The sequence below is a fragment of the Streptomyces sp. NBC_00464 genome (genome assembly GCF_036013915.1).
Taxonomy (GTDB): Bacteria; Actinomycetota; Actinomycetes; order Streptomycetales; family Streptomycetaceae; genus Streptomyces.
This window is the reverse complement of the sequence record NZ_CP107901.1, coordinates 153,049-175,049: the sequence shown is the minus strand read 5'-3', so window position 1 is coordinate 175,049 and position 22,001 is coordinate 153,049. Positions and strand designations below refer to the sequence as shown.

Annotated in this window: 4 protein-coding genes; all 4 read right to left on the bottom strand. The window is 71.4% G+C overall.

Translation table 11 applies throughout. The annotated features are described in order from the left end of the window. Positions 1 to 46: 46 nt before the first annotated feature. The 4 genes from OG912_RS39720 to OG912_RS39705 are packed head-to-tail and all read right to left on the bottom strand — an operon-like array spanning position 47 to position 21,824. Complete coding sequence (locus OG912_RS39720; protein WP_327713881.1) at positions 47 to 3,865, bottom strand: non-ribosomal peptide synthetase; 3,819 nt, start codon at positions 3,863 to 3,865, stop codon at positions 47 to 49. Between the two features lie 5 nt (positions 3,866 to 3,870). Continuing rightward, on the bottom strand, positions 3,871 to 12,807 hold the full coding sequence (locus tag OG912_RS39715; RefSeq protein ID WP_327713880.1) for a non-ribosomal peptide synthetase: 8,937 nt from the start codon (positions 12,805 to 12,807) through the stop codon (positions 3,871 to 3,873). Next, positions 12,804 to 20,591: a non-ribosomal peptide synthetase gene (locus OG912_RS39710; RefSeq protein WP_327713879.1), complete on the bottom strand. Its 7,788-nt coding sequence runs from the start codon at positions 20,589 to 20,591 to the stop codon at positions 12,804 to 12,806. The genes OG912_RS39715 and OG912_RS39710 overlap by 4 nt, the downstream gene beginning before the upstream one ends. Before the next feature lie 45 nt (positions 20,592 to 20,636). Further along, on the bottom strand, positions 20,637 to 21,824 hold the full coding sequence (locus OG912_RS39705; protein WP_327713878.1) for an NAD(P)/FAD-dependent oxidoreductase: 1,188 nt from the start codon (positions 21,822 to 21,824) through the stop codon (positions 20,637 to 20,639). Positions 21,825 to 22,001: the final 177 nt, after the last annotated feature.

Sequence of the window (22,001 nt, the reverse complement as noted above, 5' to 3'; positions counted from 1 at the left end):
TCCATACGATGGTTCGTCGAACCGGTTCCGGCAGACCGCCGTCCGATCACGCCGGCAGCTCCGCCAGCTTGCGGTTGATGACCGCCATGACCTCGGCCACGGCCGAGGGCATGTTCATCTCGTGGTGTGTGGCGCGCACCTCGTGCACCTCGATGGAACCGAGGACGTACGGCTTCCACAGGTGCGCGTACGACTGGTCCTGGAGCGTCGCGCTGAAGAAGATGACATCGCCGGGGTAGACCGGCGATTCGAAATCCATCATGCGGCTCGTGTTGTTGGCGAGGACCCTCGCCATGGAGTCCAGGAAGTCCTGCCGGTTGTCGGTGCCGATGTACTGGCCGAAGAACTCCTCCAGTTCCACCCGGTAGTCCGTCAGCGTCTTGCCTGCGTGGATCTCCGTGAAGCCGTGCCCGCCCGGCTGGGAGTCCAGAATGGCCACGAAGGCGATCTCGTGCCCGCGCCGGTGGAGCGCCTCGGCGACGGCCTGGACGACCGTGCCGCCGTAGGACCAGCCGATCAGGTGGAACGGCCCCTCCGGCTGGATCTTCAGCATCTCGGTGACGTAGTCCTCGACCATCTCCTCCACCGAGTCCGCCATCTTGTCCACGCCGTCGGAGCCACGGGCCTGCAGGGCGTAGGCGGGATAGTCCGGTACGTACGCGGCGAAGCTGAAGTACGTCCAGCCGAGGCCGCCTCCGCCGTGGAAGAACCACAGCGGCGGCTTGCCCGTACCGGGATCGGTGTTCAGCGGGAGCACGACCTCCAGGGAGTCGGAGGAGTCCCCGGGGGTGGCGACGAGCAGTACCGACGCCAGCTCGCCCGCCGTGGGGAATTTGATGATCGTCCTGAGCGGCACCTCGATGCCGAACTCGTCGCGGATTCGGGCGCTGAGCCGGGTCGCCAGCAGCGAGTGTCCGCCGAGTGCGAAGAAGTCGTCGTCGACGCCGACCCGCTCCACGCCCAGCAGCTCGCTGAAGAAGGAACACACCTTCTCCTCATGGGCGTTGCGCGGCCCCCGGCTGACCTCGGTGTCCGTGCCGGTTTCCTCGGCGGGCAGTGCCATGCGGTCGAGCTTCCCGTTCGGGGTCAGCGGGATCTCCGAGAGCGGGATCAGCGTGGCGGGAACCATGTAGTCGGGCAGCCGCCCCCGCAGGAACGCGGGCAGTTCGTCGACCAGCGCCTGGACACCGCCGGCGGCCTCCGCGACAGCGGGCTCGGGCATCACATAGCCCACGATGCGCTTGTCGCCGTCCTGGTTCTCCCGCACCACGGCCGCCGCCTGCGCCACCCCGGGGTGCCCGGTCAGAGCGTGTTCGATCTCGCCCAGCTCGATCCGGTAGCCCCGGATCTTCACCTGGAAGTCGGTGCGCTCGATGTACTCCAGCTGACCGTTTCGGTCCCAGCGCACCAGGTCCCCGGTGCGGTACATCCGCGCGCCGTCCGGGCCGAAGGGGCACGGCACGAACCGCTCCGCGGTCAGGTCCGGCCGGCCCTGGTAGCCACGGGCCATTCCGGCGCCGGCGATGTACAGCTCGCCCGGCACACCGCGCGGGACCGGACGCAGCCGTGGGTCGAGCACGTACACCTGGGTGTTCCCGACCGGCCTGCCGATCGGGACGCCCTCCCCCACCTTCACGCGTGCCTCGGTGCACCACGTCACCGTCTCGGTGGGGCCGTACATGTTGAACACCTCGGCGGCCTGCCGTGCCAGTGTCTCGGCCAGGCGTACCGGCACGGCTTCCGCGCCGATGATGATCCGCAGGTCCTTCGCCGCTTCCGGGTCGTGCATCAGCAGCATCTGCCAGAAGGCCGGCGTGGCCTGCACCGCGGTGACCCGGTGACGGCGTATCAGCTTCAGCACGGCCGCCGGGTCGGTGACGACGTCCTTGCCGGCCATCACCATGGTCGCGCCGGAGATGAACGGCTGGTACAGCTCGGTGTTCGCCATGTCGAACGCCACGGTGGTGCTGAACAGCATCCGGTCCCCGGGCGACAGCGGGAACCGCCGCTGGTTGGTGGCCAGGTAGTTCGCCACCGCGCCGCGCGGAATCGCGACGCCCTTCGGCTTCCCCGTCGACCCCGAGGTGTAGATCACGTACTGGGCGTTCTCGGGCCGGACGACGACGTCCGGAGCCGTGTCCGCAAGGGCCGGCCAGTCCACGCCTGCCAGCGCCTCGGCGTCGAGCACCAGCAGCGGGTCCGCGTGCTCGAAGATGTAGTCGATCCGGGACCGCGGGTGGTCCGGATCGACGGGGACATAGGCTCCGCCGGCCTTGAGCACCGCGAGCAGCGCCACCACCAGGTTCACGGTCCGGGGCAGGCACACCGCGACCCGGGACTCCGCCCGCACCCCCTGGCCGGTCAGCCAGTGCGCCAGCTGGTTGGAGCGCGCTTCCAGCTGCTGGTAGGTGAGCGACTCCTCCTCGCCGATGACGGCGAGCGCCTGCGGTGTCGCCCGGACCTGCCGGCGTACCGCCTCCACCAGCTCCAGGGTCGGCTCGGCAGTGTCGTTCACCTCCGTCAGGAGGTGATGGCGCTCGGCCACGCCCAGCACGTCTACGTCCCCGACGCTCATGCCGGGATCGCCGACCAGCTGCTCCAGGACGCGCCCGAACCGGGTGGCGATCACCTCGGCCGTCTCCCGGTCGAACACGTCGGTCGCGTACGACAGGTCGCCCCGCAGCACCCCCGATTCGTCCGTGGCCAGGTTGAAGAACAGGTCGACCTTGGAGATCGACGGGATGGTCTGCTCGACCTCCAGGGTGAGTCCGGCGAGTTCGAGTTCGGGCCGTGCGTAGTTCTGCAGGCCGAGCATCACCTGGAACAGCGGCTGGTACGCGGCGGAGCGTTCGGGGTTGACCGCCTCGACCAGCGTGTCGAACGGCACGTCCTGGTGCTCGTAGGCCGCCAGCGACTTGTCCCGCACCTGGGCGAGCAGGCCGGTGAACGACGGGTCGCCGGAGAGGTCCGCCCGCAGCACCTGGGTGTTGACGAAGAACCCGACCAGATCGGCGAGGGCCTCGTCGGTCCGTCCGGCGATCGAGCTGCCGATCGTCACGTCGTCCCCGCCGCCGAGCTTGCGCAGCAGCACGGCGAGCGCGGCATGCAGAACCATCGACAGGGTCGCCCCGCGCTCGTCGGACAGCTTCTGCAGCCCTGCCGACACCTCCGGCTCGACCGTGAAGCCGACGGTGGCGCCGCGCCCGCTGGCCTGGACGGGCCTCGGGCGGTCCAGCGGCAGGTTCAGCGGCTGTGGCACCCCGGCCAGTTCCTTGCGCCAGTACGCGACCTGCTTCGCGGCGAGACTGTCCGGGTCCGTCAGCTCCCCCAGCAGCTCGCGCTGCCACATCGTGTAGTCCTTGTACTGGACCGGCAGCGGCTCCCACCCCGGCGCCCGGCCGTCCAGACGTGCGGTGTAGGCCGCGGCCAGGTCCCGTACCAGTGGTGCGCCGGAGCTGCCGTCCGTGGCGATGTGGTGGATGACCAGGACCAGGACGTGTTCCTGTGGCGAGATGCGGAACAGGCGTACCTGCAGCGGGGCTTCGGCCGTCAGGTCGAACCGGTACACCATGGCCTCGCCGACCACGCGGGAGACGTCCTCGGGCGCCACCTCGACGACCGGCACCTCCGGGGCGGCCTCGGCCGTGGGGAGGATCCGCTGGAACAGTTCACCGTCGTCGTTCGTGCCGTAGACGGTGCGCAGGATCTCGTGCCGGTCGACCACGTCACGGATCGCCGCGACCAGGGCGCCCCGGTCCAGGGCGCCGGTCAGGCGGAAGGCGGCCGGCATGTTCCAGTTCTCCGACCCGCCCTCCATCTGGTGGAGGATCCACATACGGCGTTGTGCGTATGACAGCGGAATCATTGCTTCTACTCCTCTACGAACATCTTGCGCAGGCCGGGGCGACGGGGGGCGGCCGATTCCTCCGACCATGAGGCGAGCGCGGCCACTGTCGGCAGGTCGAATATCTTGCGGACGGGAACCTCGATCCCCAGCACGGTCCGGGCACGGCCGATCAGCCGGGTGGCGAGCAGGGAGTGCCCGCCGAGCTCGAAGAAGCCGTCGTCGATGCCGACCCGGTCCACGCCGAGCACCTCGGCGAACAGCGCGGCCAGGGCCTCCTCGCGCGCGGTGCGTGGCGCCCGGTAGGTGGCTCCGGTGTACTCCGGTTCGGGCAGCGCGGCCCTGTCCAGCTTGCCGTTCGGGGCGAGCGGCAGCCGGTCGAGGACCACGAAGGCGGACGGCACCATGAAGTCCGGCAGCCGCTCCGCCACGAAGGCGTGCAGCTCCTTGCTCTCCGGGCCGCGGGGGCCGTCGGCCGTCGGGTCCCCGCCGGTGACGACGGGTGCGACATAGGCGACCAGCCGCTTGCCCGCGCCGCTGCCGCGCCCCTCGCGGGCGATGACGGCGGCCTGCGCGACGCCGGGGTGCGCGGTGAGCGCGGCCTCGATCTCGGCCGGCTCGATCCGGAAGCCGCGCACCTTCACCTGCGCGTCCCCGCGTGCCACGTACTCCAGCTGGTCATCGCCGTTGATACGGACCAGGTCACCGGTGCGGTACATGCGCACACCGGGCGGGCCGAACGGGTCGGCGACGAAGCGCTCGGCGGTCAGTTCCGCGCGGCCGTGGTAGCCGCGGCCCACGTTGCCGCCGACGTACAGCTCACCGACCGCGCCCGGCGGTACCGGCGTCAGGCCGGGGCCGAGGACGTAGGCGCGCATGTTGCCGAGCGGGGTGCCGACGGGCGCGCTGCCTGTCGGCAGAGCCGTGTCGCCGTCGACGGTGAAGGCGGTGGCGTAGAACGACTCGCTCTGCCCGTAGGCGTTGACGATCCGTACGCCCGGGAAGGCGGCGCGCGTCCTGTCGACGAGCGAGGTGGGCAGGGCCTCACCGGCGAAGACGACGGTCTCCACGCTGGTGCGCTCGCGGATGTCGTCGACGAGTTCGGCGAAGGCGGACGGCACGGTGGAGATGACGCTCCCGCTCCAGCCCTTCGGGCCGCTCAGGGCCAGGACGTCCTGGACCACTTCGACGACACCGCCGGTGGCGAGGGTCGTGAAGATCTCGAACACCGAGACGTCGAAGTTGACCGAGGTGCCCGCGAGGAGCCGCTTGCCGGGCTCCAGGCCCACGAGGGGGGCCAGCCGCAGCACGCCGTTGACCACGGTTTCGTGGGTGATGGCGACGCCCTTGGGCTTGCCGGTGGAGCCGGAGGTGTACATCACGTACGCCAACTGCTGTGCATGGAGCGGACGTTCGGCGCGTGGTGCGTCGCCGGACAGGTCGAGCGTGTCGAGGAGGACGTCCGGGGCATCGTGCTCCGGCAGCACCGCGACCGTCGTGGAGTCCGTCAGGACCAGGCGCGGGCGCGCCTCGTCGAAGATGGCCGCCAGACGGTGGCTGGGGTACTTGGGGTCGACGGGCAGATACGCGCCGCCCGCCTTCAGGACCGCGAGCAGGGCGACCACCAGGTCCGCCGAGCGCGGCAGCGAGACCGCGACCACCGACTCCGGGCCCACGCCACGGCCGGCCAGTTCGCGCGCCAGGCTGTCGGCCCGTGCGTCCACCTCGCGGTAGGTGAGCGATTCGGCCCCGGCGACCACGGCGACCTCGTCCGGGTGCTCCGCCGCCCGTGCCTCGACGAGCCCGGTGATGGTGATGTCCGGGGTCGGGACGGCCGTGTCGTTGAACTCGACCAGGAGGCGGTCACGCTCGGCCGGCTCCAGGACGTCGAGCCGCGCGGTCCGCTGCCCGGGGTCGGCCGCCAGCTGCTCCAGGATGCGTACGAAGCGGGCCCCGTACTCCGCGACCGTGTCCCGGTCGAAGGCGCTGGGCGTGAACTGGAGGAGGAACTGGAGGTTCTTCTCGACCGCCGCCATCAGGGCCAGCGGGTAGTGCGTGCCGTTGGACGTGCGCATGCCGCCGATGACGATGCCGTCCGCGGCCTCGGTGGCGGCCCCGATGCCCTCCTCGTCGACCGGGTACGACTCGAAGACGACCAGCGAGTCGAAGAGGGTCTGCACACCGACGGCCTGCTGGATCTCGGTCAGGCTGTAGTGGTGGTGCTCCAGCAGGGCGGCCTGCCGGCCCTGGAGCCGAGTGAGCAGCTCGGTGAGGGTGTTGCCGGGCTGGTGTGCGACGCGTACGGGAAGGGTGTTGATGAACATGCCGACCATCGACTCGACGCCGGTCACCGCGGCCGGGCGCCCGGAGACGGTCGCGCCGAACACCACGTCCTGGCGGCCGGTGAGCTGGCCGAGCAGCAGGGCCCAGGCGCCCTGGATGACGGTGTTGATGGTGATGCCGAGTTCCAAGGCGCGCCGGTTGAGTGCCTCGGACACGTCGAGCGGGAGGCCGATCTCGATCTGGTCGAGGCCGTCCTCGATCGTGGCCCCCGGCACGAGCAGGGTGGGCTCGTCGACCCCTTCCAGCTCGGCGGCCCAGGCGCGGGCCGCCTCGTCGCGGTCCTGCCTCGTGTACCAGGCCAGGAACTCCCCGTAGCTGCGCGTGGCCGGCAGACCGCTCGCGTCGCCGTGGGAGCCGTAGAGCTGCAGCAGGTCCTGGAGCAGCAGGGGCGCGGACCAGCCGTCGGCCAGCGCGTGGTGGACGGTCAGCACGAGTTCGAACCGGCCGGGCTCCAGGGTGACCAGGGCCAGCCGGATCAGCGGCGGGGTGTCCACGTCGAAGTGGGCGTCCCGGTCCTCGGCGAGGAAGCGCTCGAACGACTCGGTGCTCTCCGCCTCGGCATGCCCGCTCAGGTCGAGGTGCTGCCACGGCAGGGTCGCCGCCGCCGCCGGGATCACCTGGACGAGATCGCCGTCGGCCTGGTTGACGAACGCCGCCCGGAGGCCGGCGTGGCGCTCCAGCAGCGCCTGTCCGGCCCGGCGCATGCGCTCCGGGTCGACCTCGCCGGAGAGGTGGAAGACCAACTGCACGTGGTAGGCGTCGAACGAGGATCCCGCCAGCATCGAGTGGAAGATGATCCCGGACTGCGCCGAGGTCACCGGCCACACCTCGGCGAGGTGGCCGAACCGGGCCTCCCAGGTGTCGATCTCCTGCTGGCTCACGGCGACCAGCCGCGTGTCCGACGGGGTCAGTCCGCCGGCCTCGGGGGTCGCGGCGAACCGGGCCAGGGCGGTGAGCGCCTGGACCCACAGTCCGGCCAGTTCGTTCACCTCGTCCCGGGAGAGCAGACCGGTGGGGAAGCCGAAGTAGGCGGTCAGCTCCTCGCCGTCGGCGGTGCTGGTGGCCACGGCGTTGATCTCCAGCGCCGACATCACCGGCATGTCCGCGTCCGGCGCGGCGATCAGGTCGGGCAGCGTGCCGTCCGGCACCCAGCCCTGGCCCCGCAGGTCCTCGGGGACGGCCCCGCCGGAGGTCCGGCCGAGGTAGTTGAACCCGATCTGCGGTTCCCGTTCGGTGCTCAGCGCGGCGGCCGTCTCCGGGTTGAGATGGCGCAGCAGGCCGAAGCCGATGCCGTCGCCCGGAACCGCCCGCAGCTGCTCCTTGACCGCCTTGATCGCCCGGCCGATGGCCGGACCGCCCGCGAAGGCGTCCGCCACGTCGATGCCGGCCGTGTCGAGGCGTACCGGGTACATCGCGGTGAACCAGCCGACCGTGCGGGACAGGTCCGCGCCGGGCACCGCCTCTTCTTCCCGGCCGTGCCCTTCCAGGCGGACCAGCGCCGAGGAGGCGGGCACACCCCGCGTCCGGCGCCAGTGGGCCAGCGCCAGAGCCAGTGCGGCCAGCAGACCGTCGTCGACCCCGCCCCGGAACACCGCGGGCACCTGGGTCAGGACGGCTTCGGTGACATCCGCCGGTACCTGGACGCGCACGGTGTCCACGGTGGCGGCGACATCGAGTGCCGGGTCCAGTTCGCGTGCTCCGAGCACCGGCTCGTCGTCGTGCAGGATCCGCTGCCACACGGGCAGCTCCGCCACCCGCTCGGGACGGACCGCCTCGTCGGCCAGGGCGTGCGCCCACCGGCGCAGCGAGGTGCCCGGTGTCGCGGGTTGTGCGGCACGGCCGCCCTGGACCTGCTGCCAGGCCGAGGCGAATTCCGGTACGAGGAGCCGCCATGACACCCCGTCGACGACCAGGTGGTGCAGCACCACCAGCAGGCGGTCCGCCTCCGTGTCGGAGGTGAACCACACGAACTGCGCCATGACGCCCGCGTCCGGGTCGAGCCGGTCCGCGGCCGCGTCCAGTTCGGCGTGCGCGTCGGCGTCGCCGTAACGGACCTGCCGCAGCAGCGTCCCGGCGTCCACACTGCCGGCCGGCTCGACCGACAGGCCCTGCCGCGTCCGGTCCAGCCGGGAACGCAGCACGTCGTGCCGGTCCAGGACGGCCTGCACCGTGGCCACCAGGCCCGCGCGGTCGATGTCCTCGGGCAGCGTCAGCATCATGGACATGGAGAGCCGGCCGAGGCCGCCGCCGAGCCCGAGCACGTGCTTCGCCGTCGGCATCAGCGGGGCCCAACCCGTGCCGCCGCCCGGCAGCTCGGCCAGGGTGACGCGCTCGTCCCCGCGTCCTTCGACCAGCTCCGCGAGCCGGGCGACCGTGCGGAGTTCGAAGATCTCCCGCGTACTGACCTCGATGCCCCGCGACCTGGCCCGCGCGACGATCTGGATGGAGCGGATGCTGTCCCCGCCGCTGGCGAAGAAGTCGCTGTCGATGCCGACGCTGGGCACGCCGAGCACTTCGGCGAAGAGCCCGCTGAGGGTCTCCTCCACCTCGTTGCGCGGTGCCCGGCCGGTCGATGCCTGGCCGTAGTCCGGGGCGGGCAGCGCCCGGTGGTTCAGCTTCCCGTTCGGGGTCAGCGGCAGCTCCGAGAGCGGCACGAACGCGGGCGGGACCATGTAGTCCGGCAGCCGCTCGCGCAGGTAGTCGGGCAGTTCGAGGAGCAGCGGGCCGATCGACCGGGCCAGCGCGGGGTCGTTCGCCAGGGACCGGCCGGTCGCGGGGCCGGGCACGAACGCGCCCGAGACGTTGCGCTGCCCGGGCAGCAGCACCGCGTCGAAGCAGCGCGTGTCCTCTCCCGACCAGGTGAGAACCGCGTCGCGGCCCTTCGAGCGGGCCCACTGGAGCAGTTCCTGGGGATCGAGGGGCGCACCGGGCCGGGAGACCAGGTGCAGCAGACCGGTCGCCGCCGTCAGGGCGGCTTCCTCGACCAGACGCGCGTTGGGGATCCCGGTGACCCGGACCGGGCCGTCGGCCCGGTCCGCGAGGCGGCCGAGGTCGGCCAGGTCGTGGACGTGCCCGCCCCACGGCACCGACGGCACGTCGCTCACGTCGAGCACGTCGGCCGGGCGGCTGTGCAGGATCACCTCGTAGCGGTGCCGGGTCAGCTCGTTGTGCGCCTGTCCGGGCTTCAGCCGGATGTCGACGTCGACGGGCGCGCCCGCCGCCCACTGGGTGAACCACTCCGGGGCGATGGTCAGTTCCCGCTCGGCGAGCAGCTCGCGCTGCACCAGCGTCCGCAGCTCCTCGTACGAGGCGTGCGGGTGGGCGGCACGCTGCATGGCGGTCTGCATGAAGCTGCGGGTCGCGGCGCTGCGGACGTCACCGACGATGATGCGGCCGCCGGGTGCGAGGAGCTCCACCACCTGGCGCAGCACCTCGTCCAGGTAGTCGACGTTCGGGAAGTACTGCACCACCGAGTTGAGGACGATGGTGTCGAACCGGCCGCGAGGCAGTCCGGTGATGTCGTCGGCGGACTGGGCGCTCACCCGGACCCGGTCGCCGTAGCCGGCCTGTTCGGCCTGCACGCGGACCCGCTCCACCACCGTGCCCGAGATGTCGGTGCCCCAGTACTCCTCCACCCCGTCGACGATCTTCGCGAGGAGCAGACCGGAACCCACGCCGATCTCCAGCAGCCGCTTCGGCGCGAACCGCAGCACCTGGGCCACCGCCGCGTCCTGCCACTCCCGCATCTCGTCGAGCGGGAGCGGCTCGCCGGTGTAGCTGGAGTTCCAGCCCTGGAAGTCGTCGCCCAGCTGTCCGTCGCTGGAGTCGGCGTAACTGTCGTCGTAGAGGTCGCGCCACTCGTCCACCTGCGCGTCGGCCACGGAGGCCGCGGCGTACGGCTTGGGGACCAGGTAACCCACGAGCTGCTTGTCGCCCTGCGGGGTCTCCCGCACCACGGCCGCCGCCTGTGCCACACCGGCGTGCGTCGTCAGCGCGTGCTCGATCTCCCCCAGCTCGATCCGGAATCCCCGGATCTTGACCTGGAAGTCGGTGCGCCCGAGATACTCGAGCTCGCCGTCCTTGTTCCAGCGCACGAGGTCCCCGGAGCGGTACATCCGGGTGCCCGGCGCGCCGAAGGGGTTGGCGACGAACCGGTTCGCGGTCAGCCCGCTCTGCCCGAGGTAGCCGCGGGCGAGGCCCGGACCGGCGATGTACAGCTCACCGGCGACGCCGGGGGCGACCGGGCGCAGCGCCGTGTCCAGCACATAGACCTGGGTGTTGGCGATCGGCCGGCCGATCGGCGGGGTACGGCCGTCACCCACCATCGCCGAGCTCATGGCGGCGCAGACGGTGATCTCCGTCGGGCCGTAGCCGTTGATCATGCGCCGCCCGGCGGACCACTGCGCCACCAGGTCCGGCGAGGACGCCGAGCCGCCGACCACCAGCGTCCGCACGCTCGGCAGCGAGCCCGTGGGCAGCGCCGCGAGCACCGCCGGCGGCAGGGTCGCGTGGGTGATCCCGTGGGCGGCGATCGTCTCGACCAGCGGTTGGCCCGCGGCCAGCTCGTCCGGGCCGGCCAGCACGAGCGCGGCTCCCGCGAGCAGGGACATTCCCCACTCCCAGAGCGAGGCGTCGAAGCTCGGCGAGGCGAACTGAAGCACTCTGCTGTCCGGCGTCACCGCAAGCCGCTCGGCCTCCGTCGCGACCAGGCTGGCCATGCCCGCGTGGCTGACCGCCACCCCCTTGGGTGTGCCGGTCGAACCCGAGGTGTAAATGACGTACGCCGTGTTGGCCACCCTCACCGGGCCGCGCCGGTCGGCGTCGGTCACGGGACCCGGGCCGGCGGCGGCCAGCGCCGTGGCCACGTCCGGGTCGTCCAGGCGGATCACGGGCGCGGCGAGCTGCGGCAGCTGCTCCGCCGAAGCCGCGTCCCCGAGCACCAGGAGCGCCCCGGAGTCGGCGACCATGAACGCCACGCGCTCCGCCGGGTAGGCGGGGTCCACCGGCAGGTAGGCACCGCCGGCCTTCAGCACAGCGAGGATCGCCACCACCCACTCCGGTGACCGGGACAGGGCCACCCCCACCACCGACTCGGGCGCCACGCCCCGCGCGGTCAGCACCCGGGCCAGCCGGTTGGCCCGCTCGTCCACCTCGCGGTACGTCAGTGTCACGTCGCCGCGCACCACGGCCACGGCGTCCGGTGTCGCGGCGGCCCGCTCGGTGAAGATCGCGTCGATGGTCCGCTCGGACACCTGCGCCGCCGTGTCGTTGGCGCCGCGCAGCAGCCAGTCCCGTTCGTCCGCCGAGAGCACGTCGATGGCGCCGACGGGCAGCGTCGGGTCCTCCAGCGCCTGTTCCAGGATGCGTACGAACCGGCCGATGATGCGCTCGGCCGTGGAGTGGTCGAACAGGTCCGTCGCGTACTCCAGGAGCCCGTACGTACCGCCGTTCGTGTTCGGGACGATGTTGATGAGCAGGTCGAACTTCGCGGTGCCGGTGGCAGCCGGGACCGGGGTGACCCGCAGGCCGGGCATCTCGATCTCGCCCCATACGAACTGCCAGCCCAGCGCGGTCTGGAACAGCGGCATGTACGCGGTGGTGCGGTCCGGGTTGAGCAGCTCCACCAGCCGCTCGAAGGGCACGTCCTGGTTGTCGTACGCGGTGAGGGCCTTGTCCCGCACCTGCTCCAGGAGGTCACCGAAGGACGGGTTCCCCGACAGATCGGCGCGCAGCACCCAGGTGTTGACGAAGAACCCGATGAGATCGTCGAGCTGCTCGTCCCCGCGTCCCTCGATCGGACTGCCGATCGGCACGTCCACGCCCGCGCCCAGCTTGTTCAGGAGCACCGTCAGCGCGGCCTGGGCCACCATGGGCGCCGTGGCGCCGCGGTCGGTGGCCAGCTTGTTCAGCCGGCTCATCAACTCGGGTGACAGCTGGAAGGCGACCTCGCCGCCGCGGTGGCTGGCCGAGGCCGGGCGCGGCCGGTCCAGCGGCAGCTCCAGAGGCTGCGGTATCTCGGCCAGTTCCTTCTTCCAGTACGCCAGTTGCGCGGAGACGATGCTCTCCGGGTCGTCCTCCTCACCCAGCACCTGGCGCTGCCACAGGGTGTAGTCCTTGTACTGCACCGGCAGCGGCTGCCAGTCCGGCGCGTTCCCGTCGAGGCGGGCGGTGTAGGCCGACACCAGGTCCCTGACGAACGGCGCCACCGAGGAGCCGTCCGCGGCGATGTGGTGGAACACGAACACCAGGACGTGCTCCTGCGGGGTGATGCGCAGCACGGTCGTCCGCAGGGGAAGCTCGGTGTCCAGGTCGAACGGCTCGCAGGCGGCCTCGTGCTGTGCGGCGGCCACCGCGTCCGCGGCGACGTCGACCACGCGGAAGGCGAAGTCCGCCTCCTCCGCAGGCAGCACCCGCTGCTCCGCGGTGCCGTCGGCGTTCTCGACGACGAGGGTGCGCAGGCTCTCGTGCCGGTCGGTCACGTCCGTCACCGCCGCGGCCAGGGCCGCGGTGTCCAGGGCCCCTTCCAGGCGCAGCACGATCGGGACGTTGTAAGTCGCTGACGGGCCTTCGAGCTTGTGAAGGATCCACATCCGGCTCTGGGCGAATGACAACGGGATCATCGACGGTTCTCCTGTACGTTCATCGGACGGAGCCGGGGACGTTTCGACGTGGCCAGCTTCTCGATCTGCCCCGCCAGCTGAGCGACGGTCGGATTGCGGAACACCGCCGTGACCTTCACATCGGCGTCGAGTTCGCTGCGGATGCGGCCGATCAGCCGGGTGGCCAGCAGCGAGTGCCCACCGTGGTCGAAGAAGTCGACGTCGATGCCGACGTCGTCCACCCCGAGCAGCTCGGCGAACAGACGGCAGAGGACTTCCTCGTTGTGGTTGCGCGGCCCTCGTCCGGCCGCGACTTCGGTGTGCTCGGGTGCGGGGAGCGCGTTGCGGTCGAGCTTCCCGCTCGGTGTCGTGGGGAACGCGGCAAGCGGAACGATCGCCGAGGGGACCATGTACTCCGGCAGCCGCTCCCGGACCAGGTCCGTCAGCGCCGCGATGTCGAGGCCCGACGGATCCGCGGCACCGTTGCCCGCCAGCACGTACGCGACCAGCCGCTGATCCCCGGCCCGGTCCTCGCGCACCACGGCCACCGCGGTGTCGACGTCCGGGTACGCGGTCAGCGCCGCCTCCACCTCGCCCAGCTCGATCCGGAAGCCGCGGACCTTGACCTGGAAGTCGGTGCGGCCGATGTACTCGACCTGGCCGTCCTTGTTCCAGCGCACCAGGTCCCCGGTGCGGTACATCCGCGCGCCGTCCGGTCCGAAGGGGCAGGCGACGAAGCGGCCCGCGGTCAGTGCGCCCTGCCCGAGGTAGCCCCGGGCGAGACCGGCGCCGGCGAGGTACAGCTCGCCCGCCACTCCCGGCGCGACCGGGCGCAGCGCCGCGTCCAGCACGTACACCTGGGTGTTCCACACCGGTGCGCCGATCGGCACCCGGTCCGCCCCCGGCACGTGCTGCCACGCCGTGACCTCGACCGCCGCCTCGGTGGGGCCGTAGAGGTTGTGCACCCCGCAGCCCGGCAGCAGATCGACGACCTTGTTCGCCAGCGCCGCGTGGAACGCCTCACCGGCGACCTCTATCCAGCGCAGGCTGTCGCACCGCTTCGCCGAGGGCTCGGTGACGAACGCGTCCAGCAGGGAGGGCACGAAGTCCGCGCCGGTGACCCGTTCCCGCTGGATCAGCTCGGCCAGATAGGCCGGATCCCGCCGCCCGTCCGGACGGGCGATCACCACGGCGGCGCCCACCTGGAGCGGCGCGAACAGCTCCGGCACCGACACGTCGAAGCTCGCCGATGTGCTCAGCAGCACCCGGTCCTCGGGGGTGACGTCGAAGTGCGCCAGGCCCCACTTCAGCCGGTTCATGATCGACCGGTGGGACACCTGCACGCCCTTGGGGCCGCCGGTGGAGCCGGAGGTGAAGATGACGTACGCGGCGTTGTCCGGCGACAGCACCCGCTGCGGGTTCCCGGCCGGGTACCCGGACACGTCCGGAAGCGTCCCGTCGAGCACCAGCAGGGGCGCGGCGGTGTCCAGCACGTGCCGGACCCGGTCCTCGGGCAGTTCGGTGTCCACCGGCACATAGGCCGCGCCCGCCTTGACGACCGCGTAGATGGCCACCATCAGGTCGACGGAACGCGGGATGCGCACCGCGACCAGCTGCTCCGGGCCCGCGCCCTGTTCGACCAGCCAGTGCGCCAGCTGATTGGCCCGCCGGTTGAATTCGCCGTAGGTCAGCGTCTCCCGCTCACCGATCAGTGCCACAAGTCCGGGGTCACGCTCCACCTGAGCCTCGAACGAACCCGGCAGAGTATCTGCCGCCACAGGATGCGCCGTGTCATTGATCCCCCTCAGCAGCCGGTCCCGCTCCTCCTGCGACAGCACCTCGACGGCGCCGACCGGCACCGTCGGGTCATCGAGCACCTGATCGAGGACCCGGACGAGCCGGGCGGCGATCAGCTCGGCCTCTTCACGGCCGTAGAGGTTGGTCTGGTAGTCGAGGGAGGTCCGCAGATAGGGGTCGGAGGCGTTGAGGGTGAGCGGGTAGTGCGAGCCCGCGAACGGCCGGATGGCGTCGATCGTGAACCCCGCCGCCGTGTTCGCGTCGAAGATGCCCGCCCGGTCGATCGGGTAGTTCTCGAACACCACGATCGTGTCGAACAGGGCAGGCAGCCCGACGTCGCGCTGGATGTCGGCGAGCCCGTAGTAGTGGTGGTCGAGCAGCGAGGTCTGCCGGTTCTGCAGATCGGTGATGACCTTCGCGATGCTCTGGTCGAAGGAGCAGAACGCCCTGGTCGGCAGGGTGTTGATGAACAGGCCGACCATTTCCTCCGCACCGGGCAGTTCGGCGGGCCGGCCGTTGACGGCGGCTCCGAACACCACGTCCGACTGTCCGGTCAGCTTCGAGAGCAGGATCGCCCACGCGCCCTGCAGGAGCGTGTTGAGCGTGACGCCGAGTTCCGCGGCGCGCTTGGCGAGTTCGCGTCCCTTGTCGATGGACAGCGGCACCTCGACCCGCCCGAGGGCGGACACCGTCTCCTGGTCGGCGGGGGCGTTCGGGGCGACGAGGGTCGGCTGGTCGAACCCGTCCAGCTCGGCGGCCCAGCGGGCGGCCGACGCCTTCCGGTCCCGGGTGGACAGCCAGGCCAGGTAGTCGCCGTAGCTGCGGACCGGACCGAGCCCCTCGGCCTCGGAGTACAGCCGGATCAGATCCCTGATCACCAGCGGCGACGACCAGCCGTCGAACAGGGTGTGGTGGGCGGTGATGACGAGCTTCGCCTGCTGCGGCCCGCAGGTGAGCAGGGCCAGGCGCAGCAGCGGCGGCCGGAGGGGGTCGAGCCGGTCGGCCCGGTCCTCGGCGAGTGCCTGGTCGAGCGCCGCGTCCTGGCCGGCCGGGGCGCGGCCGGTCAGATCGAGGTGCCGCCAGGGCAGGGTGACGTGTTCCGCCAGGACCTGCACCGGATCGCCGCCGGCGCCGGTGAGGAACGCGGAGCGCAGGTTCGGGTACCGGTCGAGCAGCGCCTGCCCGGCCGACCGCATGCGCTCCGGGTCCACGTGCCCGGACAGATGCAGCACGAACTGCATGTGGTAGACGTCGAAGGAGCCGTCGGCGAGCGCGGCCTCGAACTGGATCCCGGACTGTCCCGGGGCCTGCGGCCACACCTCGGTCAGCCGGCCGTAGCGCTCTTCCCAGGCCTCGATCTCGTCCAGTCGCACCGAGACCAGCGGGGCGTCGGAGGGCGTGAGGCCACCGATGTGCGGCTGTGCGGCGTGCGCGGCCAGGCCGTGCAGCACCTCCACCCACAGTTCGGCCAGTTCGGCGGTCCGCTCGTGGGACAGCAGCCCGGAGGCGAACATGAAGGCCGTCTGAAGGCGGGGGCCGTCGCCGGTGTCCGTGACCACGGAGTTGACCTCCAGGGCGGACAGCGCGGGCAGGTCCGGGTCGGGCAGCGCGATCAGCTCGGCGGACCAGGACGCCGGTCCCCACCCGTTGGCGCGCAGGTGCTCGGGGACGTCGGCGTCGGAGATCCGGCCGAGGTAGTTGAACCCGATCTGCGGCGCCGGGTACTGCTCCAGCTGTTCGGCGGTCTCCGGGTTGAGATAGCGCAGCAGTCCGTATCCCATGCCCTTGTCCGGGGCGCCGCGCAGCTGCTCCTTGACCAGCTTGACCGCCTTTCCGGCGGCGGGGCCGCCGGCCAGCACGTCGGCCAGGTCCACGCCCCGCACGTCGACCCGGGCCGGGTACATGCTGGTGAACCAGCCGACGGTACGGGAGAGATCGGCCCCGGGGGCCAGGTCCTCCTCACGGCCGTGGCCCTCCAGCCGGACCAGGGTGGGACCGTCCGTGCCACGCCACCGGTTCACGGCCAGGCCGAGCGCGGCGAGCAGCACGTCGTTCGCGGTGCCCCTGAACGCGGCAGGCAGCTTGGTCAGCACCGCCTCGGTGACCTCGACGGGCAGCTCCACCCGTACGGTCTCGACCGTGGACCACACGTCCACCGCCGGGTCGAACGCCCGCGTGCCCAGCGGGGGGTTCGGCGCTTCGAGCAGGTCCCGCCAGTACGCCAGTTCCGATTCGCGCTCGGGCGAGAATGCCTCGTCCTCCAGCGCCGCCGCCCAGCGGCGGGCCGATGTGCCGACCGCGGGCAGCTCGGGCGACCTGCCGGAACGGATCTGCTGCCACGCCTCGGCGAAGTCCGACATGAGGATGCGCCAGGAGACGCCGTCCACCGCCAGGTGGTGGACCACCACGAGCAGCCGGCCCTCGCCCGAGGGCGCGGCGAACCAGACGAAGTCCGCCATGGTCCCGGCCTGCGGGTCGAGCCGGTTCACCGCGTCGTCCAGCTCCGTCTTCGCCGTCTCCAGCAGGGACGGCTCGTCCCACCGGCCGTCGCACTCCACGCGGCGGATCAGGTCGGCCGCCCGTACGGCGCCCTGCGGGCGCACGTCGAGGGAGAGTTCGCCGCCGCGCACCAGCCGGGCGCGCAGCAGGTCGTGCCGGTCGACCACGGCGTCCAGCGTCGCGGCCAGGCCGTCCGCGTCGATGCCGGTGGGCAGTTCGAGGACCATCGACATGGCGAACCGGTCGGTACCGCCGCCGTGCTCGAAGACGTGCCGCGCCACCGGCTGCAGCGGCATCGGGCCGACGCCGCCACCCTCGTCCTCGGCGAGCACGGGCGTCTTGTCCTGGCGGGTGGAGGCCACCTCGGCGAGGCGGGCCGCCGTGCGGCACTCGAAGATCTCCCGGGTGGTGAGTTCCAGGCCCCGGGTGCGGGTGCGCGCGACCACCTGGATGGAGCGCAGGCTGTCACCGCCCACCGCGAAGAAGTCGTCGTCGATGCCGACCCGCTCCACACCGAGCACGTCCGCGTACGCCGCCGTGATGATGGTCTCGGCCTCGGTGCGCGGCTCCCGGTACGTCTCGACGGTGAACTCCGGCTCCGGCAGCGCCGAGCGGTCCAGCTTGCCGGTCGGTCCGAGCGGAAGCCGGCCGAGGGCCACGAAGGCCGCGGGCACCATGTAGTCGGGCAGCCGGGCCGCGACGAGCCGGCGCAGATCGGCGGCCGAGGCACCGGCCATCACGTCCACGTCGCCGATGCCGCCGGCGCCGTCGTCACCGACGCCTCCCCCGCCGCTGTGCACCACGTACGCGACGAGCCGCCGCCCGCCCGAGGGCACCTCGCGGGTGATGACCACGGCCTCGCTGATCCCGGGCAGGGCGGTGAGCGCGGCCTCGACCTCGGCCGTCTCGATGCGGAAGCCCCGCACCTTGACCTGGCCGTCGCCGCGGCCGACGCACTCCAGCTGACCGTCCGCGTTCCAGCGGGCCAGGTCGCCGGTGCGGTACATCCGCTCGCCTGCGGGGCCGAAGGGGTTCGCCACGTAACGCTCGGAGGTCAGCCCCGGGCGGCCGTGGTAGCCACGGCCGAGGCAGGTCCCGACCACGTACAGCTCACCGATCACGTCCTGCGGCACCGGGGCGAGGCCGGGGCCGAGCACGTAGGCGCGCATGTTGCCCAGCGGGGTGCCGATGGGGGCGATATCGCCGTCCGTCCACTCCTGGGAGCCCGCGAGGGAGAACGTCGTGGCGTAGAAACTCTCGCTCTGCCCGTAGGAGTTCACGATCCGCACACCGGGCAGGGCCTCGCGCACCTGCCGCACCAGCCGGGCCGGCAGCACATCGCCGGCGAACACGACCGTGCTGACGTTCTCCGCCTTATTCAGGTGGTCCACCAGTTCGCCGAGCACCGAGGGGACCCCGCTGATGACGTGTCCGTCCCAGCTGTCGCGCTCGCCGAGCGCCAGTGCGTTGGGCACCAGCTCGGCGGTGCCGCCGGTGGTCAGGGCGGTGAGCAGCTCGAAGACGGAGACGTCGAAGTTCACCGAGGTGCCGGCCAGCATCTTCCACCCGGGCGGCGTGTCGAGGACGCGCACCAGTTCCCGCACCCCGTTGACGAGGTTGCGATGGGTGATCGACGCGCCCTTGGGCCTGCCCGTGGAGCCGGAGGTGTACATCACGTACGCCAGGTTGTCCGGGCTCAGCGGGGCAGTCCGTTCGGCGTCGTCCAACGCCTCGACGGGGGCGTCCCACTGCGCGCGGTCGTCGAGGTCGATGCTCACCATGTCGTTCGGCGGCAGCTCCTGCGACGTCCTGGTGTCGGTGACCACGAAGCGCGGGCGCGCCTCGGACAGCACGCTCTCGGCCCGCCCGGCGAGGTACTGCGGGTCCATCGGCAGGTATCCGGCACCGGACTTGAGGATGCCGAGCAGCCCGGCCACCAGGTCCTCCGTGCGCGGCAGCGCGAGGGCCACCAGGTCCTCGGGCCCCGCGCCCCGGCGCACCAGCTCCCGGGCGACGCCGTTGGCGCGCTCGTCCAGCTCCCGGTAGGTCAGCGTCCGGTCGTCGCACACGATCGCCGGGGCGTCCGGCGTCCGGGCCACCTGGCTTTCGAAGAGCTGCGGGACCGTCATCCCGGGCACCGCCACGGCGGTGTCGTTGAACCGGGTGAGCAGCCGGTCCCGCTCGGCCGCGTCCAGCGCGTCGATGCCGCCGATGACGCGCTCCGAGTCGGCGACGAGCCGGCTCAGGACGCGTACGAAGCGGTTCGCGATGCCCGCGGCGGTGTCCCTGTCGAACAGGTCGGTGCGGTACTCGAGACGGCACTGCGCCGATCCCGAGGCGTTCGGGATCAGGTCGAAGAACAGGTCGAACTTGGCCGTCTCGGTCTCGAGCCGCTCGGAGCGGGACTCGAGGCCGGGAAAGTCGAGCTCCGGTATGGACGGCTGCCAGGCGAGCATCACCTGGAAGAGGGGGTTGTACGCGGTGGACCGGTCCGGGTTCAGGAGCTCCACCAGCCGCTCGAACGGCATGTCCTGGTTGTCGTACGCGGCAAGAGCCCGCTCCCGGACCCGCTGGAGCAGTTCGCGGAAGGTCGGGTTCCCGGAGAGGTCGACGCGCAGTACCCAGGTGTTGACGAAGAACCCGACGAGTTCGCGCAGCTCCTCGTCGGTGCGGCCCGCGATCGGCGCGCCGATGGGCACGTCGTCACCGCAGCCGAGGTGGTGCAGGAGGACCGCGAGAGCGGAGTGCATGACCATCGAGACCGTGGTGTCCGCCTGCGCGGCAAGCTTCTCCACGGACCGCAGCAGGCCGGCGTCGATGGTGAACGGGACCATGTCGCCGCGCTGGCTCATCGACTTCGGGCGCGGGCGGTCGGTGGGCAGCGCCAGCGGCTGCGCCAGATCGGCCAGGGTCCGCCGCCAGTACGCCAGCTGCGTGGCCGAGACGCTGTTCGGGTCGGACTCGTCACCGAGCATGTCCCGCTGCCACAGCGAGTAGTCGGCGTACTGCACCGGGAGCGGCTCCCACGCCGGGGCCCTGCCCTCCTGGCGGGCCGCGTAGGCGGTGATGAGGTCGCGGCACAGCGGCCTGAACGACTCCCCGTCCACGGCGATGTGGTGCATGACGAGGACGAGGGAGTGCTCGCGCGGTCCGCTGCGCACCAGGGTGGCGCGGATCGGCACGTCGGCGGCCAGGTCGAAGTTCGCGGTGGCCGCCTCGTCGACCGCCGCCGACCGCTCGGCCTCCGTCTCGACCTCGACGACCCGCAGACCGAACGGCGTCCGGTCCATGGGCAGCACCCGCTGGTGCGGGACACCGTCGTCGTCCTCTGCGATGACCGTGCGCAGGGCCTCGTGCCGGCCGATGACGTCGCGGAGCGCCGTCTCGAGCGCGCCCACGGTCAGGTCACCGGTCAGCCGTAGGCCCAGCGCGCCGTTGTAGGTCGGCGAAGGACCTTCGAACCGGTCCACGAACCACAGTCGACGCTGCGCGAACGACAACGGGATCATTGTTTCTCCAAAATCGGCAGAACCACCAGGTGGGCGAGGTGTCACTCAGCTCTGATCAAGCAGCGTCAAGAGTTCGGTGTTGTAGAAGTCGTCGATGGAGCAGGCGCCCGACAGGGTCGAGAAGTAGCGGTCGATCAGGTCTTGGTGACCGACCAGTCTCCGCAGCAGCTCGACGCGTCCCTCGGGCTTGAGTTCGGCCACGTTGAGCGCGCCCTGGTAGTGGCTGAGCGTGTCGCCGTCCAGGTCGTCCTCGTAGCTCTCCAGCGCGTCCTGAAGCGCCGCGTCGTCGTGCAGCTGCTGCCCGATGTGGCCGGTGAGCGAATCGGCCTGGACGAAGGCCTCGGTGATGCCACGGGCGGTGATGGAGTCCTTGTGCGTCACCGCGTCACCGACCAGGGCCCACCCGGGCCCGAAGGCCTTGCGGAAGAAGTTCTCCTGGTGGCCCGTGCCGTAGAGCTGTTCCTCGCGTTTGCCCGCCCGCATCCGCTCGTACAGTTCGGGCGCCGTGGTGCGGAAGGAATCGAGGTAGAAGGGCTCCACGTCCTTGCGGACCCCGGCGAACTCGTCCTGCGGGAAGTACGTCATGAGCAACGTGAGGTCGTCGTTGGTGGGGATGACGCCGATCCAGCGCCCCGGCCGCTCGTACAGCTCGAAGTGCGAGGGGACCCCGGACCAGTAGCTGTAGTAGGTGCAGGTCATGCGGGGGTGCTCGATGACGTAGGGCGCGCCGGCCTTGCGGGCCACCAGCGAGCGCATGCCGTCCGCGCCGACCACGAGGCGCGCCCGGTCCGTCGCCTCGGCGCCGCCGGGCGTCGTGTAGCGAACCCCGACGACCCGGTCCCCCTCCCACAGCAGGTCGTTGACCGCGCAGCCCTCACGGAACTCCACGCCGGCCGCCACCGCGCCGTCCGCGAGGATCGGGTCGAGCACGTACCGCCTGGGCGCGTACGTGGTCCGCTGGCCGTCGATCGGCAGCGAGAACCCGTCGATGCGGACGCCGGGTGCCTGGTAGCTCTGGTGGTCGATCGGCCGGCAGCCCGCCTCGCGGAGCCTGTCGAGCAGTCCCCACCGCTTGAGCAGCGCCACGCCCTGGGTGTGGATGTAATGCGACGAGAGCGTGTCCTGCGGAAAGCGCGCCTTCTCCAGGAGCAGTACCCGATATCCCTGCTGCGCGAAAAGCATGGCCGTCGGCGAACCCGCACAACGGGCACCTATGACAATGATGTCGTACATGGCGCCTCTCTTGCCAGATGGCTTCTTGGATTCCAACGGCCGCAGCCGGAAAATTTCTGCCGATGGAGCGCACCCGGTACAGCGAACCGAAATATCCGCTGCCACTCGAATGTGATGCTAACCGCCCGGTCCAGCGGAATGGATACGTCCGGCCTGTCTCGCCGGCGAGACAGGACA

What these genes read in the sequence shown, in the direction of transcription:
- OG912_RS39720 (WP_327713881.1), bottom strand. Translation starts at nt 3,865, where the DNA reads ATGATTCCGCTGTCATACGCACAACGCCGTATGTGGATCCTCCACCAG.
- OG912_RS39715 (WP_327713880.1), bottom strand. Translation starts at nt 12,807, where the DNA reads ATGATCCCGTTGTCATTCGCCCAGAGCCGGATGTGGATCCTTCACAAG.
- OG912_RS39710 (WP_327713879.1), bottom strand. Translation starts at nt 20,591, where the DNA reads ATGATCCCGTTGTCGTTCGCGCAGCGTCGACTGTGGTTCGTGGACCGG.
- OG912_RS39705 (WP_327713878.1), bottom strand. Translation starts at nt 21,824, where the DNA reads ATGTACGACATCATTGTCATAGGTGCCCGTTGTGCGGGTTCGCCGACG.